Source organism: Mesorhizobium abyssinicae (assembly GCF_049887195.1).
In the GTDB taxonomy this organism is placed as follows: Bacteria; Pseudomonadota; Alphaproteobacteria; order Rhizobiales; family Rhizobiaceae; genus Mesorhizobium; species Mesorhizobium abyssinicae.
The window spans coordinates 158,203-175,338 of the sequence record NZ_JARAKC010000007.1 but is presented as its reverse complement, the minus strand read 5'-3'; the positions used below and the strand labels follow the sequence as shown (position 1 = coordinate 175,338).

Annotated in this window: 16 protein-coding genes and 1 tRNA gene; 6 read left to right on the top strand and 11 right to left on the bottom strand. The window is 63.7% G+C overall.

Features of this window, described 5'->3' with window-relative positions; all coding sequences use genetic code 11:
- Positions 1-87 precede the first annotated feature (87 nt).
- From PU724_RS17580 to PU724_RS17565, 4 genes are all read right to left on the bottom strand, one after another.
- Positions 88-1,557, bottom strand: coding sequence for a glycosyltransferase WbsX family protein (locus tag PU724_RS17580; protein WP_354423156.1), 1,470 nt, complete (start codon positions 1,555-1,557; stop codon positions 88-90).
- Between the two features lie 27 nt (positions 1,558-1,584).
- A complete protein-coding gene (locus PU724_RS17575) occupies positions 1,585-2,910 on the bottom strand; it encodes a rhamnan synthesis F family protein (RefSeq protein ID WP_354423155.1) in 1,326 nt (441 codons plus the stop codon).
- Positions 2,867-3,784, bottom strand: a complete 918-nt coding sequence (locus PU724_RS17570; protein ID WP_354423153.1) for a glycosyltransferase family 2 protein — start codon at positions 3,782-3,784, stop codon at positions 2,867-2,869. The genes PU724_RS17575 and PU724_RS17570 overlap by 44 nt, the downstream gene beginning before the upstream one ends.
- 240 nt (positions 3,785-4,024) lie before the next feature.
- Positions 4,025-4,100: transfer RNA gene (locus PU724_RS17565), tRNA-Ala, on the bottom strand.
- A gap of 149 nt (positions 4,101-4,249) precedes the next feature.
- Here PU724_RS17565 and PU724_RS17560 point away from each other — a divergent pair.
- On the top strand, positions 4,250-4,540 hold the full coding sequence (locus PU724_RS17560; protein ID WP_354423151.1) for a YggT family protein: 291 nt from the start codon (positions 4,250-4,252) through the stop codon (positions 4,538-4,540).
- Between the two features lie 3 nt (positions 4,541-4,543).
- Positions 4,544-4,876 (top strand): DUF167 domain-containing protein, encoded by a 333-nt coding sequence (locus tag PU724_RS17555; RefSeq protein WP_354423149.1) that lies wholly within the window; start codon positions 4,544-4,546, stop codon positions 4,874-4,876.
- A 209-nt stretch (positions 4,877-5,085) separates the two neighbouring features.
- On the opposite strand, the gene PU724_RS17550 is transcribed toward PU724_RS17555, so the two are convergent.
- Genes PU724_RS17550 through PU724_RS17540 form a run of 3 tightly spaced genes read right to left on the bottom strand, consistent with a single transcriptional unit; the run spans position 5,086 to position 7,868 of the window.
- Complete coding sequence (locus tag PU724_RS17550) at positions 5,086-5,967, bottom strand: MurR/RpiR family transcriptional regulator (protein ID WP_354423148.1); 882 nt, start codon at positions 5,965-5,967, stop codon at positions 5,086-5,088.
- Between the two features lie 30 nt (positions 5,968-5,997).
- A complete protein-coding gene (locus tag PU724_RS17545) occupies positions 5,998-7,065 on the bottom strand; it encodes an ABC transporter ATP-binding protein (RefSeq protein ID WP_354423146.1) in 1,068 nt (355 codons plus the stop codon).
- A 2-nt stretch (positions 7,066-7,067) separates the two neighbouring features.
- Entirely contained in the window at positions 7,068-7,868 is an 801-nt protein-coding gene (locus PU724_RS17540) for an SDR family NAD(P)-dependent oxidoreductase (RefSeq protein ID WP_354423144.1), read from the bottom strand.
- A 149-nt stretch (positions 7,869-8,017) separates the two neighbouring features.
- On the opposite strand from PU724_RS17540, the gene PU724_RS17535 reads away from it, so the two are divergent.
- The 4 genes from PU724_RS17535 to PU724_RS17520 all read left to right on the top strand — a co-directional run bounded on the left by PU724_RS17535 (position 8,018) and on the right by PU724_RS17520 (position 12,871).
- Positions 8,018-9,253, top strand: a complete 1,236-nt coding sequence (locus PU724_RS17535) for an ABC transporter substrate-binding protein (RefSeq protein ID WP_127285757.1) — start codon at positions 8,018-8,020, stop codon at positions 9,251-9,253.
- A gap of 370 nt (positions 9,254-9,623) precedes the next feature.
- Positions 9,624-10,493: a carbohydrate ABC transporter permease gene (locus PU724_RS17530; RefSeq protein ID WP_127310237.1), complete on the top strand. Its 870-nt coding sequence runs from the start codon at positions 9,624-9,626 to the stop codon at positions 10,491-10,493.
- Entirely contained in the window at positions 10,490-11,317 is an 828-nt protein-coding gene (locus tag PU724_RS17525) for a carbohydrate ABC transporter permease (protein ID WP_354423141.1), read from the top strand. The genes PU724_RS17530 and PU724_RS17525 overlap by 4 nt, the downstream gene beginning before the upstream one ends.
- Before the next feature lie 81 nt (positions 11,318-11,398).
- Positions 11,399-12,871 (top strand): M81 family metallopeptidase, encoded by a 1,473-nt coding sequence (locus tag PU724_RS17520; protein WP_354423139.1) that lies wholly within the window; start codon positions 11,399-11,401, stop codon positions 12,869-12,871.
- 159 nt (positions 12,872-13,030) lie between these two features.
- Here the strand turns inward: PU724_RS17520 and PU724_RS17515 are convergent, their stop codons facing one another.
- From PU724_RS17515 to PU724_RS17500, 4 genes are all read right to left on the bottom strand, one after another.
- Entirely contained in the window at positions 13,031-15,079 is a 2,049-nt protein-coding gene (locus PU724_RS17515; RefSeq protein ID WP_354423138.1) for a M3 family metallopeptidase, read from the bottom strand.
- A gap of 90 nt (positions 15,080-15,169) precedes the next feature.
- Positions 15,170-15,583, bottom strand: coding sequence for a nuclear transport factor 2 family protein (locus PU724_RS17510; protein ID WP_354423136.1), 414 nt, complete (start codon positions 15,581-15,583; stop codon positions 15,170-15,172).
- Positions 15,584-15,591: 8 nt separating this feature from the next.
- Positions 15,592-16,236 carry a carbonic anhydrase gene (locus PU724_RS17505; RefSeq protein ID WP_127394002.1) on the bottom strand — a complete coding sequence of 215 codons (645 nt, stop codon included), beginning with the start codon at positions 16,234-16,236 and terminating at the stop codon, positions 15,592-15,594.
- Positions 16,237-16,376: 140 nt separating this feature from the next.
- Complete coding sequence (locus tag PU724_RS17500; protein ID WP_426213459.1) at positions 16,377-17,129, bottom strand: DUF429 domain-containing protein; 753 nt, start codon at positions 17,127-17,129, stop codon at positions 16,377-16,379.
- Between the last annotated feature and the right edge of the window lie 7 nt (positions 17,130-17,136).

The following is a 17,136-nucleotide window of genomic DNA, read 5'->3' as shown; positions in this document are numbered from 1 at the left end:
TGGAAACATTGGCATGCAAATGACTTCGATCGCCGTGCTCTCAGGACAATCCCGGCGAAGCGGCAAGAACGGCTCCGGAATCCTTTGTCACATGTCGGCTGCCGGCGGGGCCGACAGGACATCCCGCGTCTGCTGCAGATAGGCGTAGCCGTAGCGGGCATCGGGCTCCAGATAGGCCCCCTCGGCCCATTCGTTCCAGGCGTTGACGAAGATCAGGCGGCTGTCGAAATCGGCAAAACGATCGGATGTGTCGACGACTGCGTTGCTCAGCCATTCTCCGTAAAGCGACGGCGACGCGTTCACCAGAATGTTGGCGGCTTCCATCTTTCGTGCGGTGTTGTCCCAGGACGGGCAAAGCCCGCGAAACAGCGTGTAGCGAGGCCGCGAGTAGGCGCGGCTGCGCCTGGCAAGCTCCGTCCAGTCATAGATCCTTCCCCTGAAGCCGCTCTTGAGCGCCGGCATGCTGGCGCTGATCTCTGAAAACTTTCCGAGGTTCGGAGGAAACTCGACTGCGGCGTCGAAGCCGAATTCGGCGGGGTCCGCAGTGTCGAAGGATTGCGGATAGGCAAGAAAGATCTCGCCGATCCCGGCATTCCGGCAGTACTCGCGCCACCGCTGCGCCGTTTGCGCTGCCGACGGAAACAGTCCGGGCCGGTAGACCATGAGCAGCGGCTTGCCGCCGACGCGGATGTATCGCCGGTCGCGGAAATAGCCGGATGCGTGTTCAATGAAGGCCAGGTCGTCCTCGGCCGAATGCGATTGCGGGATCAAGACGTCCTGTTCGCGACCGTCCCAGCGACGGCTCCACGGCTCGTTTGCCCAATTGATGCAGAAGCCCATATCGTGGGCATCGTTTTCGACGAACTGGGTGATCGGCATCTCGAGGACGCGCCTGCCGTTGAACCAGTAGAAATGAAAGCAGAATCCCGAGATGCCATATTGCATGGCCATCTCAATCTGCTCCTTCTGGATGTCCTTCACCCGCAGGTCGTAGAAGCCGAGATCCGCCGGAAGCCTGGGCTGATAGTGAGCGTCGAACTGCGGCGTCGCGCGCGTCACATTGGTCCATTCCGTGAAGCCCTTCCCCCAAAAGGCGTCATTTTCGGGAATCGGATGAAATTGCGGCAGGTAGAATGCAATGAGGCGCGCTTTCAAAGCGGCTGGCCGTTGCTGATCGGAGCGCGGAACGTAGGTGCCCGGCCTCTGGGTGCCGCCCCAGTTGGCACCCGCAACGGGCCGGGTCCGGCGCCCTTCGATCCTGCCGAAGCGAATGTAGTGATCGAGCGGATTGGTCGACGCGGCGGCGGCATCCGGATACGTCGCCAGGTAGTATTGGGTGTCGAAGTTCGGGCCGGGGTCCAGCGCATCGGCGGCGCCATGCTTGATATAGTGCAGGATCGGATCCTTGCCGCTCCTGGCGACATCCGGATTCTGGCGCAGGTACCACGGTATGTCGAATAGACCGCTGGCGCGAATTCGCTGCCAAAGTCGAAACTGCTTCCACCGCTTGATGCTGGTGATCGATCTTACGAAGATCAGGTATTCGTGCTTATTCAATCGAGCCCGCCCTGTTCGATTCCGGCTTCATTCATCATCCCAGGCAACGCCGGAAATCTTTGCGCTGATCAATCCGAGCACCCGCTCCAGGGCATGCTGCAATGTGCCGTCCTGTTGGCTTGCCTCATCGGGGAACGAGGCCAGAGACAGACCAAGCTGTTTGAGGGGTTCCAGCGCGCCGCGGCGAACCCAGAACATCGTCCCGGCAAAGAAGTCCAGGCGAGAGTCGGCACTCATCCCCATTGTCAGCAACATACTGCGGACCATCGCCCGGTTCTCGCCCCACGCCGCCTTCTCCCGCTTCCATTCGTTGGGCAAGCGAAAGCGGCGGGACCCGATCATCCGGGTTTCGCGCGAATGCTCGAACTCCGCGACGATGCGGTCAACCACGTCGCGGGAGCCGATCAGGTCGAAGAGGATCGCCCGGCGCCAGATCTCGCCGAGGAGCATGCGCGGTCCGCTCAGCCCCGACTTCTTGCCGTGCAGCTTGCAGATGAGATCGAAACTATCGAGCCTGCCTTCGTGAAGCAGCTGGATGAAGGGCCCGACGTCGCGGCCGCGATTTTCATAGACAAGGATCTCGGCGCCTCGAAATCTTGCCTGAACACGCTCGGTGAGCGCCGCGTCAGGCCGGGTCAGCGTGAGAATGAGCTGGAACGGCCGGTCGATCGCTTCCAGCAATGCCTCGAATTCGGGCCAGAGATCGACGTAATGCAGGTGCAGCGCGACAGCGATCCTCGGCTCGGAGGTGGGCAAGCGCCGGGGTGCCTGGACCGGGCGGCCGTTGAAATGCCGCGACAGGGTTTTCTGCAGATTGTCGCTCGCGGTGCCGAAGCCCCAGCCGGCAAGGCCCCTGAGGGCAAGCGCCATTTCGCGCCCTTCCGGTCCTGAAAGGTGAAGCAGGGGCCGCAGCACAATGCCCTTGCCAAGCGGCAGCTCAAATCGCTTCCGGCGACGGCCTTGACGCAGCAGCGCGCCAATATCCCTGATCCTCAGGCGGCGGATGCTCGACGCAACGATGTCGCGGCTGTCGAATTGCAACACCAGCCCGCGTTCGCCGCTCTCGAGCAGATATGAGGTCCGCCCGGCGGTTGGCACATAAACCACCCTGTCCGGTTGCGAGCGCAGACGGACAGCGAGCCGAAGAAACGGCATCCGCCTTGGCGCCGGCTCAAGCTCCAGCATGTAGCGACCCGGCGCGTCGAGGCGGATCTCGCCGCTCGCGGTGTTGGGATGAGCGCCGGATGTCCCTCCGTTTGCCGGCTCGCCGGGGAGCAAATCGGGCAATGCAACTGTCGTGGGGGCGGGGTCAGGCGGCATGGCGCCTATTGCGATCCGCTTGCGATCGGTCAAGGATCCAATCAAATATGCCTATCAGTCGACCCAGAGAATTGATCAGTCGATTGCGATTAAAGATAAGACTATAGAATCCTATCTTCGCGGAATAACGCACTATATCCGCGACCGGATGATAGGCTATTCCATATTTTCTGCGCAAGTGTATCTCCGATCGCATCTTCGACCGATGCCGAAATATGCGCGACCGGGTCGATTGCGCAACCGACATTCCGACGTCGTGGACGGCATGTGCGTCATTGACGAGGATCAGAGGCTCTTTGCGTTGCAGCAGCCGGTGAGAGAGGTCGTCATCCTCGAAATAGAGAAATATATCCTCATCGAAGCCACCCATAGCGAGGAAGAGCGTCCGCTTGATCATGAACACGCCGCCGTTCACGAAGCGGATGCAGCAATCGCCCCAGACCTGCCGGATGCGCGTGGGCAGCGGCGCGCCGAAAAGGCGATCGATCTCGCTCTGCTCGCGGAACCACAGTCGCCCGTCCGCGGTGTTTGTGCGCGGCACGAAGACGCCGCAATTCGGATAGCGTTCGGCCGCCAGCAGCAACGCGTCGATGGCTTCCGGTCCAATGCGCACATCGGGGTTCATGAACAGCAAATATTCCCCTGACGCTGCCGCCGCGCCGATGTTGCAGGCGCGCCCGAAGCCAAAGTTAGCAGCATTGTCGATCCGGTGAACCGCAAGGCCCTCGAGGGCGGCGGAAAGGTCGTCGGCACTTGCGTTGTCGACGCAGACAATCTCCACGCCCGGGGGCAGGCCAGCCAGCGCCCCGCGCACAATGTGCGCGCTGTTGTGCGTCACGGTAATGACGCTGAGTGACGTATTCATCACCGAGCCACGCTTATTATCTTTCTCAGTGGCTTTTCCCATGGGAGGTTGCCGATCCCATGGCAAATGTAAGCACCGGTCTCCCTTACGGTAGAGTCCTTACTATTGGCTACGAAGGAAGTAAAGTTGGTGCGGACGACTGGACAGTAACGTCGTTCGACGCCGATGGCATCGCTCCAATATTGGCCTAAACCACGAATATGTAAGCTAAATTAGATGGGTCGCAAGTTCTTGCGGACCTGCTGCTGGCAGGAATTGTCACCAAGATTTGAGAAATCCCGCTGGTGGAGCTGAGGGGGATCGAACCCCTGACCTCATCATTGCGAACGATGCGCTCTCCCAGCTGAGCTACAGCCCCGTCCAGCGGATGGCGCATTTATCGGGCGCGACCGTTTCGTGTCAAGGCGAAACGACCCGACATTTGCCGTCCGCTCCGGCATGCGCGCAAGGCGGCTCTTGCCGCTTTGGCCGGCAATGGCTACATGTCGGCAACAATTGGAGACCGGCATGATCGCCCTTATTCAGACCATCGTCATGGCGCTTGACCTCTACTGGTGGATCATCATCGCCTCGGCGATCTTTTCCTGGCTCTATGCCTTCAACGTCGTCAACTCGCGCAACCAGTTCGTCGGCACCATCGGCAACGTGCTCTACAGGCTGACCGAACCGGCGCTCAGGCCGATCCGCCGTTTCATGCCCGATCTCGGCGGCGTCGACATCTCGCCGATCATCCTCTTGCTGATCATTTTCTTCATCCGCCAGTTCCTGGTGACCACGGTGCTGTCGCTGGTCGTCTGAGGGATGAGCACGCCGCCGTTCCGCTCGCGCGACGACGGCATCGACCTGTTCGTCAGGCTGACACCGAAGGCGGCGCTCGATCGGATCGAGGGCGTCGAGACTTCCGCCAACGGCAGAAGCCACCTCAAGGCTCGCGTGCGCGCCGTGCCGGAAAACGGCGCCGCCAACCAGGCGCTGGAAAGGCTGGTGGCAAAGGCGCTGGGTGTTCCAGGGTCGTCGGTGTCGGTTGTCACGGGAGGCACGGCGCGGCTGAAGACGCTGCGGATAGTGGGAGATGCGGCTGAGCTGGCGAAGCGCATCGAGGCATTGAGCGGCGGCCAAGGCAAACCGCATTGATGGCCGCTAATCATATCGTCGGTCGGCGCTGCCCCTCATTGCCCTGCCGGGCATTTCTCCCCGTATAGTGACGGGGAGAAAGATGCCGTCGCCGGCGATTTCGCCAACCATAAACGTTGCAGAAAATTGCGCTGCGGGCGCGGCCAGCCCTCTTCTCCCGTTTACGGGGAGAAGATGCCGGCATCACGTGACCATGGAAAGATGACCCCTCAATCCCCCAGCGGCAGGCGGGGGTCGTCGACCTTCAGCGTGTTCACGCTCTGCTTGATGCGGCGCAGGTTCTCCAGCACCTTCGGGCCGCGTGTCTCGGCGACCGAGGTCACAATCATGTCGACGATGGCGAGCAGCGCATAGCGCGACGAGGTCGGCTTGTAGATGTTGCCGTCCTCGAACGACTGCAGATGGATGACCGTGTCGGCGGCCTTGGCGAGCGCGGAGTCCGGCGCGGTGATGGCGACCGTTGTGGCGCCATATTGCTGGGCGACCTGCACCGCCTCGATGACCGATCGCGCATAGCCCGACACCGAAAAAGCGACAAGCGTGGTTTCGGGCGTGGCGACGGCGGCATACATGCGCTGCAACTGCCCGTCGATCTGCGCCAGCACCGGCAGGCCCAACCGGAACAGCCGGTTCTGCATTTCGGTCGCCATCATCGAGGAGATGCCGCCGGAGCCGATGCACAAGACGTTGCCCGAGGTTGCAATGCGCGCGGCGACGTCGACCAGCGTCGTCATGTCGAGATTCTCGCTGGCGCGCTGGATGGCCGATATCGCCGCCTCGGTGATGGCGGATGCGATGCGCTGCTCGCGGGCGTCGCGGCTCAGCGGCTCCGGCGACAGGTACTGGCCGCCGATGGCGATCGCCTGCGCCAGGTAGAACTTGAAATCGCGCAGGCCTTCGCAGCCGAGGTTGCGGCAGAAGCGGGTGACGGTCGGCTCGCTGACGCCGACGCGCGCCGCGATCTCCGAGATCGCCGCCTTGGAGGCGAAGTCGAGGTCGGACAGAACGAGGCCGGCCAGCCGACGGTCCGACTTGGTGCCGTCCTGCGACATCAGTTGCAGCCGCGTGATGATGTCGGCAGGCGTCTTCATGTGCGTGGCTTCGTCTTCATCGGGGTGACTTCATAGCGGCAGGCCCGTCGCCTTGTCGAACAGATGGATGTTGCGCGGCTCGACCGTGACCGGCAGGCGGTCGCCCGGCCGCACCTGCACCCGGTCGCGGAACACCGCGCGCACCGTGTCGCCGCCGACCGAGCCGTAGACATGGGTTTCCGAACCGGTCGGCTCGACGACGTCGACATCGATGGCGATCGCTTCGCCGGCGCCGCCGATGACGAAATGCTCGGGGCGGATGCCAGCCTCCACCGCATCGCCGGCGGGCGCCGCCTTGCCGGCAAGCGCCAGGCGGCCGCCGCCGCTCGTCTCGAACCAGGCATCGGTTGCGGTCGATTTCAATGCTCCGGACACGAAGCTCATCGACGGCGAGCCGATGAAGCCGGCGACGAATTTGTTGGCCGGCCTGTCATAGAGTTCCAGCGGCGGCCCGACCTGCTGGATGCGGCCGTGATCCATCACCACGATGCGGTCGGCCATGGTCATGGCCTCGATCTGGTCGTGGGTGACATAGACGATGGTCGATTTCAGCCGCTGGTGCAGCGCCTTGATCTCGGTGCGCATCTGCACGCGCAATTGCGCGTCGAGGTTGGACAGAGGCTCGTCGAACAGGAAGACGGAGGGTTCGCGCACGATGGCGCGGCCCATGGCGACGCGCTGGCGCTGGCCGCCGGACAATTGCCTCGGATAGCGGTCGAGATAGGAGAACAGGTTGAGCACGCCCGAGGCCTTCTTCACCTTGTCGTCGATCGCGGCGCGGTTCTCGCCGCGGATCTTCGGGCCGAAGCCGATATTGTCGGCGGCCTTGAGGTGCGGAAACAGCGCGTAGGATTGGAACACCATGGCGATGTTGCGCTTCTGCGGCGGCAGGTCGTTGGCTCTTAGGCCGCCGATCATGAGATCGCCCGAGCTGATCGTCTCCAGCCCGGCCAGCATGCGCAGCAGGGTCGACTTGCCGCAGCCGGAAGGCCCGACCAGCACGACGAACTCGCCGCTTTCGATCTCGAGGTCGATGTTCTCGAGGATCTGGTGGTGGCCGAACGATTTCGACAGGTTGCGGAACTGGACGTCGGTCATGGTCACGCTCCCAAAATGTCGTCAATGAACGGCAGGCAGCCGGCGGTCAGCCCTGCATCCACCGGCATCACCACGCCTGTTACGCCCGATGCGCGGTCGGAGGCAAGGAAGGCCACCGCCTCCGCCACTTCCAATGCGTTGACGATGCGGCCGAGCGGGTAGAGTCGCTTCAGCTTGGCGAGGATTTCGGGGTCTTTGGCCAGGCGATGATCCCAGGCGGCGGTGCGGATCGATCCCGGGCAGACGACATTGGCGCGCACGCCGCTGCGGCCGAGCTCGACGGCGATCGACTTGGCGTAGGCGTTGATGCCGGCCTTGGCGGCGGCGTAGGCCGGGTTGCCGAAATGCGCGATGGCGTTGACCGAGGAGATGAAGACGACGCTGCCCGCGCCGCGCTTGGCCATAGCCTTGATGAGCGGGTCGGCGAAAGTCATCACGCCGGTCAGGTTGAGGTCGAGCTCACGCTCGATCCTGTCCGCCGTCAGCGCGCCAAGCGTTTCGGCGCGCGTCCAGCCGGCATTGTTGATGAGGATGTCGGGAACGCCGTCGCGATCGAGGATTTCGGCGATGGCTGTTTCGACCGACGCGCGGTCGAGCAGGTCGAAGACATGGCGCGAGGCAACATGCGGGCTGGCCAGCGCCTCGTTCGACTGGTCGCAGCCGACGACGCGGGCGCCGCGTTCGGCAAGCAGCGCCACGATCGCCGACCCAAGGCCGCCGCCAGCCCCTGTGACCACGGCCGTCCTGCCCTCGAATTCGGCCTTTGAAACCACCGCGCTTGCTCCTCCGCCCACGTCAGACATACGGCAGAAGGCTACTGAACGATATGTAATTAAGCAACATGAAAAATTGCTTGCAGAAGGCAAAATGATGGATAATGTAGGAAAGTCACATAAATCCTGTGCCCCTTGGAGCACAGGCGCAGATGCGCATCAAATGGGAGAGAGATCAGATGAGCCTTGCGAAATGGACTGTCGGCCTGATGGCCGGAATGAGCATGCTGGCCTTTGCGGCGCCGGCCGACGCTGGCGAGGTGCGCGTCACCGTTGCCGAATACAGCGCCAAGACCGGCCCCTATTTCCAGGACGTCAAGAAGGAATTCGAAGCGGCCAACCCGGGCATCACCGTCAAGTTCGAAGTGGTGCCGTGGGAGGTGCTCTTGCAGAAGCTGACCACCGACATCACCGCCGGCACCAATGCCGACCTGTCGATCATCGGCACGCGCTGGCTGATCGACTTCGTGCAGCAGGATGTCGCCGAGCCGCTCGACGGCTACATCACGCCCGAGTTCAAGGACCGCTTCATCGACACGTTCCTGTCGCCGTCGATCATGGAGGGCAAGACCTACGGCCTGCCGATCGCCGCCTCGGCGCGCGCCATGTACTACAACAAGGAACTGTTCGAGAAGGCAGGCATCGCCAAGCCGCCGGCCACCTGGACCGAGCTGCAGGAAGATGCCCGCAAGATCAAGGCGCTGGGCTCCGGCACTTTCGGCTTCGGCCTGCAGGGCAAGGAGATCGAGACCGACGTCTACTATTATTACGCGATGTGGTCGCAGGGCACCGAAATCCTCAACAAGGACGGCACGTCGGGCCTCGGCACGCAAGGCGCGCTCGATGCCGCCAAGCTCTACAAGTCGATGATCGACGAGGGGCTAACCGAGCCCGGCGTCACCTCCAACAACCGCGAGGACGTGCAGAATCTGTTCAAGCAGGGCAAGGTCGGCATGATGATCACCGCGCCCTTCCTGTCCAACCAGATCAAGGAAGAAGCGCCGAACCTGAAATACGGCGTCGCCGCCATTCCGGCCGGGCCGACCGGCGCGCGCGGCACCTATGGCGTCACCGATAGCATCATCATGTTCAAGAACTCGAAGAACAAGGACGAGGCCTGGAAGCTGCTCGACTTCCTGTTCACCAAGGAGCAGCGCGCCAAGTTCACCCAAGGCGAAGGCTTCCTGCCGGTGAACAAGGAGGAGGCGAAGATGGACTATTACGTCAACAATGCCGACCTCGCCGCCTTCACCGCGCTGTTGCCCGACGCCCGCTTCGCGCCGGTCATTCCCGGCTGGGAGGAGATCGCCCAGATCACCTCCGATGCCATGCAGAAGATCTATCTCGGCAGCGCCGAGCCGGAGGCTGCCTTGAAGGAGGCGGCGGAAAAGGCCAATGGCGTGCTGAAGAAATAGGGCGTTCACTCCCGACGCCCGTGGCGCGCCCCACCCCCGTCGGGGCGCGCCACACCTTCCTTCCTCTCCCTCCGGAGGGGGAGAGGTGGCTCGGCGAAGCCGAGACGGAGTGGGGGAACCACCTCGCGACTGTCGCGAAGGGACAAGCTCGCCTCGCCTTGTGGCCAAGGGTCGACCCCCACTCCGTCGAGCTTCGCTCGACACCTCTCCCCCGATCGACGGGGGAGAGGAAGGGCTCTCTTCCGCAGCCGCTGCGGACGACGCTTGCAAGGAATCCTTGAAACGGCGCCCGAGAAGAGCGAGGCGGGATTATGTCGATCTGTTAAGCCAGAAATCCAATCTCCACCGGCAAAGCGGTACAAACCAGCCGATGCAAAATCGTTTCCTGCCCTACCTCCTGACCTTGCCCAGCCTGTTTCTGGCGGCCGTCGTCATCTTCTGGCCGGTCTGGGACCTGATCCAGATCTCGACGCATGACGTCAGCCGCTTCGGCCAGTTGCGCGACTTCAGCGGCCTGACCAATTTCTCGGCGCTGTTTGCCGATCCCGATTTCATGGCCGCGCTCTGGCGCACCGGGCTGTGGACGGTGCTGGTGGTCGGCGGCGCGTTGTTGCTGTCGATCCCGGTGGCGATGATCCTCAACACCGATTTCTACGGCCGCGGCCTCGCCCGGGTCATCATCATGCTGCCCTGGGCGGTGTCGCTGACGATGACGGCGGTGGTCTGGCGCTGGGCGCTCAACGGCGAAAGCGGCATGCTGAATTCGGCGCTGATGGGGCTCGGCCTGATCAGCCAGAACATCCAGTGGCTGGCAAGCGCCGAGACCGCTTTCCCGATGCAGGTGCTGATCGGCATATTGGTGACGGTGCCGTTCACCACGACCATCTTCCTCGGCGGCCTGTCGTCGATCCCGGACGACCTCTACGAGGCGGCGGCGCTCGAGGGCGCCACGCCGCTGCAGCTGTTCCGCGAGATCACCTTTCCGCTCTTAAAACCGTTCATCAACATCGCCATCGTGCTCAACACCATCTACGTCTTCAACTCGTTCCCGATCATCTGGGTGATGACGCAGGGCGGGCCGGCGAACTCCACCGACATCCTGGTCACGCACCTCTACAAGCTCGCTTTCCGCATCGGCAAACTGGGCGAGGCTTCCGCGGTGTCGCTGGTGATGTTCGCCATCCTGCTCGTCTTCACCATGATTTATGTGCGGCTCGCGATGCGGGAGCAGCGCGCATGAGCAACGGCAAGCTGAAGCGCACGATCATCGCCTGGCTGCTGTTGTCGCCGCTGATCGTGGTGACGATCTTCCCGTTCGCGGTGATGCTGCTTACCGCGGTCAAGCCGCGGGCCGAAGTGCTGTCGCCGACCTGGTGGCCGAGCGAATTCCACTGGTCGAATTTTGCCGACATGTGGGTGGCGACCGGCTTCGGCCAGGCGCTCGTCAACTCGCTCTATGTGTCGGTGATCGCCACCGTCGGCGCCATCCTGATCTCGGTGCCCGCGGCCTACGCCATGTCGCGCTTCCGCTTTGCCGGCTACGGCGCCTTCCGCCAGTTCCTTTTGATCTCGCAGATGATCTCGCCGATCGTGCTGGTGCTCGGGCTGTTCAGGCTAATGGCGGCCTGGGGGCTGGTCGAATCGACGACGGCGCTGGGCTTCATCTACATGGCCTTCAACGTCGCCTTCACCGTGTGGATGCTGCAGAGCTATTTCGACACCATCCCGCGCGACCTCGAGGAGGCCGCCTGGATGGAAGGCGCCGGCCGCTGGCTGACCTTGCGAAAAGTGTTCCTGCCGCTTTGCCTGCCGGCGATCGCGGTGACGGCGATCTTCACCTTCATCAACGCCTGGAACGAATTCGTCGTCGCGCTCACCATGCTGCGCAGCCAGGAAAGCTACACGCTGCCGATCCAGGTCTTTTCGCTGGTCGCCGGCCGCTACACGATCGAATGGCACCATGTCATGGCCGCAACGCTGCTCGCCACCTTGCCGGTGGCGATCCTGTTCATCTGGCTGCAGCGCTACCTGGTCCGGGGCCTGGCGCTCGGGGCTGTCAAATAGCAATCCAGCAATTCCAGGAAAAGTGTGCAGCGGTTTTCCGTCCGGAATTGCGAAAAACAAAAAGTTCATCACGGAGCTTTCATGCGTATCTTCACCGCTTCGCTGGCGACGGAAACCAACACCTTCTCGCCGGTGCCGACCGACCGGGCTTCGTTCGAGATGGCCTTTTATGCCGGACCGGGCAAGCATCCGGAAACGCCGACGCTGTGCTCCTCGCCGATCGTGGCGCTGCGCCGGCGCGCCGCTGAGGAAGGGCTGACCGTCATCGAAGGCACCGCCACCTGGGCCGAGCCCGGCGGTCTGGTCCAGCGGCAGACTTTCGAGGCGCTGCGTGACGAGATCCTCGACCAGCTCAAGGCGGCGCTGCCGGTCGATGCCGTCATCCTCGGCCTGCATGGCGCGATGGTGGCGCAAGGCTATGACGATTGCGAGGGCGACCTGCTCGAACGCGTGCGCGCCATCGTCGGGCCGAAGGTGGTGATCGCCTGCGAATTCGACCCGCACAGCCATCTGACGCCGAAGCGCGTGGCGGCGTCCGACATCATGGCCTATTTCCTCGAATTCCCGCACACCGACTTCTATGAGCGCGGCGAGCATGTCGTCGAGCTCGGTCTTGCCGCGGCGCGCGGCGAGATCAAGCCGGTCATCTCGACTTTCGACTGCCGCATGATCCAGGTGCTGCCGACGAGCCGCGAGCCGATGCGCTCCTTCGTCGACCGCATCAAGGCGCTGCACGGCAAGGACGGCGTGCTGTCGGTCTCGGTTATCCATGGCTTCATGGCCGCCGACGTGCCCGAGATGGGCACGCGCATCCTGGTCGTCACCGACAACGACAAGGAAAAGGGCGATGCGCTGGCGGAAAGCTTGGGGCGCGAGCTTTACGCCATGCGCGAAAAGACGGCGATGACGATGCTGAACACGGCCGACGGCATCGAGCGCGCGCTTGCCGTGCGCAAGGAAAATCCGCACAAGCCGGTGGTCATCGCCGACATCTGGGACAATCCTGGCGGCGGCGTTGCCGGCGACGGCACCGTCGTGCTGCGCGAGTTGCTCGTGCGCGGCATCAGCAATGTCGGCATGGCGACTATCTGGGATCCAATCGCGGTGACGTTCTGTCATGCGGCAGGCGAGGGCGCCGTCATCGATCTGCGCTTCGGCGGCAAGGCTGGGCCACTGGCAGGCGAGCCGATCGATGCGCGCGTCAAGGTGCTCAAGGCGGTCGGCGAAGGCTGGCAGAGTTTCGGGCCAAGCCGGGTGACGCTTGGGTCGGCCGCGGTGGTCCGCATCGAAGGCACCGAAGTCGATGTCATCCTCAACACCAACCGCACGCAGACCTTCGAGCCGGACATTTTCTCCAACATCGGCATCGATCCGCTGTCGAAGGACATCCTGCTGATCAAGTCGACCAACCATTTCTACGCCGGCTTCGCGCCGATCGCCGCCGAGATCATTTATGTCTCGGCACCGAGTTCCTATCCGAGCAATCCGGCGGTGACGGATTACAGGAAGCTGACGCGGCCGGTGTGGCCGAGAGTGGCGGACCCGTGGCTCTAATCTCCCCCCTTGAGGGGGAGATGTCGCCAAAGGCGACAGAGGGGGTCCTCGCGCGTGAAGCGCTAGCCTCCATCTGCCGCAGGAGGTCGCGTCCAGTCGAACCGACCCCCTCTGGCCGCTTTGCGGCCATCTCCCCCTCGAGGGGGGAGATTATCTGCGCTACACCAACCCGCGCTTCACCATCATCGCCTCCGGCGACGGCATTTTCCCGCGAAACGCGGTGTAGAGCTCTTCCGGATCCTTGGAGCCGCCGGCGGCGTAGATGTTTTGCTTGAGCCGCTCGGCCAGCGCCGGGTTGAAGGGATCGCCTGTCTCCTCGAAGGCGGCGAAGGCGTCGGCGTCGAGCACTTCCGACCACATGTAGGAGTAGTAGCCGGCCGAATAGCCGTCGCCGGCGAAGACATGGCCGAAATGCGGGGTGCGGTGGCGCATTGCGATGGTGTCGGGCATGTCCAGCCTGTCGAGCGTTTCGGTCTCGAAACGAAGCGGCTCGGATGGCGCGTCCGGGCGTGCGTGATAGGCCATGTCGATCAGCGCCGAGGCCGTGAACTCGACCGTGGCGAAGCCGGCGCCGAACGTGCGGGCGGCCAGCATCTTGTCGAGCAGGTCCTTCGGCATCGGCTTGCCGGTCTTCACATGCAGCGCGTGCTTTTCCAGCACCGCCGGCACCGTCAGCCAGTGCTCGTAGAGCTGCGAGGGCAGTTCGACGAAATCGCGGCTCACCGACGTGCCGGAAACCGAGGGCCAGGTGACCTCGGTCAGCATGCCGTGCAGCGCATGGCCGAATTCGTGGAACAGGGTCTTCGCCTCATCGACCGACAGCAGGGCGGCCTCGCCGGCCGGCGGCTTGGCGAAGTTCATGATGTTGTAGATGACAGGCTGCGAGCCGTGGCCGAGCGTGTAGCCGGATTTCAGCGCGCTCATCCAGGCGCCGGAGCGTTTTGAGGGCCGGGCGAAATAGTCAGCGAGGAACAGGCCGCGCTCGCTGCCGTCGGCATTCTTCACCACGAAGACTCGCGCATCCGGATGCCAGGCGGCGATACCCTGTTTCTCCTCGAAGCTGATGCCGAACAGCCGCGTCGCGACATCGAAACAGGCCTCGATGATGCGGTCGAGCTGCAGATAAGGCTTCAGCTCCGCCTCGTCGAAGGCGAATTTTTCGGCGCGCAGCTTCTCCTGGTAGAAGCGCCAGTCCCAGGCGGCGAATTTTTCGTTGCTGCCGGCCTCTGCCGCCAGCCGCTCCAATTCCTTCTGGTCGCTCGCCGCCTTCTCCAGCGCCCTCTCCCAGACCGGGTCGAGCAGCGCGTGCACCGCCTTCGGCGTCTTGGCCATCGTGTCGTCGAGCTTCAGCGCCGCGAAGGAGCCGTAGCCGAGCAATTTTGCCTTCTCGGCGCGCAGCTTCAGCATGTCGCGAACAACCGACGTGTTGTCGGAGGCGCCGCCGTTCTGGCCGCGCATGGTGAAGGCGCGGAAGGCGATCTCGCGCAGGTCGCGGCGCTCCGAGAAGGTCGAGAACGGCTCGTAGATCGAGCGCGACAGCGTCACGGCATAGCGACCCTTCTGGCCGCGCATCTCGGCGGCTTGCGCCATGGCGCTTTTCAGGAAATCCGGCAGGCCGGAAAGATCGGCTTCGTCGAGAAACAGAGCCCAGTCGCGCTCGTCGGCCAGCACGTTCTGTCCGAAGCTGGTGCCGAGCGAGGACAGCTCCTCGTTGATCCTGGCCAGCCGTTTCTTGCCGTCGGCGTCGAGCCTGGCGCCCGAGCGGACAAAACCCTTCCAGGTCTTTTCCAGCACGCGCGGCGTCTCGGCGTCCAGCTCAAGGCTTTCGCGGCGCTGGTAGAGATCGTCGATGCGGGCGAACAGCTTTTCGTTCATCGAGATCGCCGAGAAATGCCGCGACATTTTCGGCGAGATATCGCGCTCCAGCGCCTGGATGTCCTCATTGGTGTGGGCGCCGGCCCGGCACCAGAAGATCGATGAGACATGGTCGAGCGGCTCGCCGGCGAGTTCCAGGGCGGCCAGCGTGTTCTCGATGGTCGGCGTTTCGCTGTTGCCGGCGATCGCGTCGATCTCGGCCTCATGCGCCTTCAGCGCCGCGTCGAAGACCGGGCCGAAATCGCCGTCGCCGATGCGCGCAAAATCCGGCAGGTCGAGCGGCCCTTGCCATTTGGTCAGCGGATGGGCGGCGAGATCGACGGCTGATGACATGGAAGAGCTTTCGGTTGGTGGCAATGGGAGGCGAGACCGATGTAGGGCGCGGGCCTCTCGCGCGCAACCTTGCAACCGGATCGGGATTGGTCAGTAGGTTTCGCAGCTCTCGGCGATCGCAGCCTGCGAGCTGGCGGTGATGCGATTGCCGGCGACGGAGAAGGTCTCGCGCATCAGCATGTCATTGCTGGGGAAGTCGTAGCAGGCGATCGCCGTGGTGACACCGGCTTCCGACTTCTCGATGCGATGACGGATCGTGGCGCCGGCGACGGCGCCCTGCCAATCGTCGATCGAGGCGATGAACTCCTGCTTGGTCTGCACGACGCCGAGGTCGTCGAGCTTGATGTGCACGTCGTCGGCGAGCAAATCCGACAGCTCCGTTCGATCGGCGACGAGCAGCGCCGAATACCAGCGATCGATCAGCGCGCCGTCATCGGCGCGGGCGGCGAGCGCCGAAAAGAGCAGCGCGGCGGCTATCGCGGGTCCCCGGAAAACGATCCGCATCGCCGGCCTCACCCCAGATCCGGCCGCTCGAAATCGCCGGTCTCCTTGTTCATCACCCAAAGTTCGCCGGTCGAGATGTCGAACCAGGCGCCATGCAGCGACAATCTGCCCTTGCCTTCGAGGATGGAAACGCAGGGGAAGGTGCGGAGGTTGGCGATCGAATAGCGGATCGAGATGCGCTCCAGGGCGGTCTGGCGCTCGGTCGCCGTCATGAAGGTGCTGGACGAGACGGTCTCGGCGGCGGGGGCGATCAGGCTCATCCACTTGCCGATGAAGTCGCCGGGCGAGAGCGGCGCCGAGTTGGGGTCGAGGGCGGCACGGATGCCGCCGCAGCGGCCATGGCCCATCACCACGATGTTCTTGACCTTAAGGCTTTGCACGGCGAATTCGAGCGCGGCCGAGGTCGAATGGAACTCGCCGTCCGGCGCGTAGGGCGGCACCAGATTGCCGACATTGCGCAGCACGAACAGCTCGCCCGGTCCGGCGTCGAAGATCGCCTCCGGGGCGGAGCGGGAGTCGCAGCAGGCGACGATCATCGTCTCGGGCGCCTGGCCTTCGCGCGCCAGCGAGCGGTAGCGCCCACTTTCGGCGAGGTAGCGGCCGTTCATGAAATTGCGATAGCCGTTGAGGAGATGCTCAGGAAGATGGGGCATGGGCGGCTAAAGCCTTTCCGGGGGGCTGGAGGCAGCTGCACAGTTCAATCCGGAAGCCCTCTAGCGGCAAAAGCCGGTCGCGAGCAATGCCGAATTGCGGATGGCTCCGTCGCAATCGCGATGCGGCGGGCATGGCCGGGTCATGCCCAGATGGCTACTGGAATGCCGAAACGGTCGGTCAGCGGCGGGTCCGGATGCGGTCTTGCCTCGCCGCTGGCGATGCGGCCGGCGATCAGCATCATCGCTGCCGCGTCGAGGAAATCGTCGGCGGCGGCACCTTTGGGCGCCGGCTGGTCGAGGAAGCTCTTTTCATAGCCATGCCGGCGTAGCAGCGCCTTGCGCTCCTCCATGCCGGCGGGGTTGATGGCGCCCTTGAGCTTTTTCGGCAGCGCCATGGCCTTGTCGCCGTTCAGCCGGCAGAAGGCGACCTCGGGATGCGATTCGAAGACGCGGCCGCGCAGGTCCGGCCGCGCGATCAGCAGCGAATCGATCTCGCGGATCTTGGAGAATATGCCGAAGGCCTGGATCGACACGCCACGCGGCGGATCCGAACTCGCCTTGGCGACTTCGCTGGCGCGTCGATGCGCTTCATACCAGGCCTCGAGCGTGGTGAAGTCATCGATCTCGGCATAGAGCGCCGCGCGCGAGGGGATCGAGAACACGCTGGATTGCCGACCGCCGAGAAGTGGCCGCACCAGCGCTTCCGGCCCGCGCCCGCCTTTTTGCGAAGAGTCCGGCAGGCCGATCGGCATGTCGACGGCGAGCGTGGCGCTGGCGGGCAATGCGGCAAGCAAAGCGGCAAAGCCTGGAAAGACGGAGACCGAAGGGGCGGCATCCGGATGACGATGGACGGCGATCCAGCCGGCCTTGCAGCCGTCGACGCCGACCAGCATCCGGCCG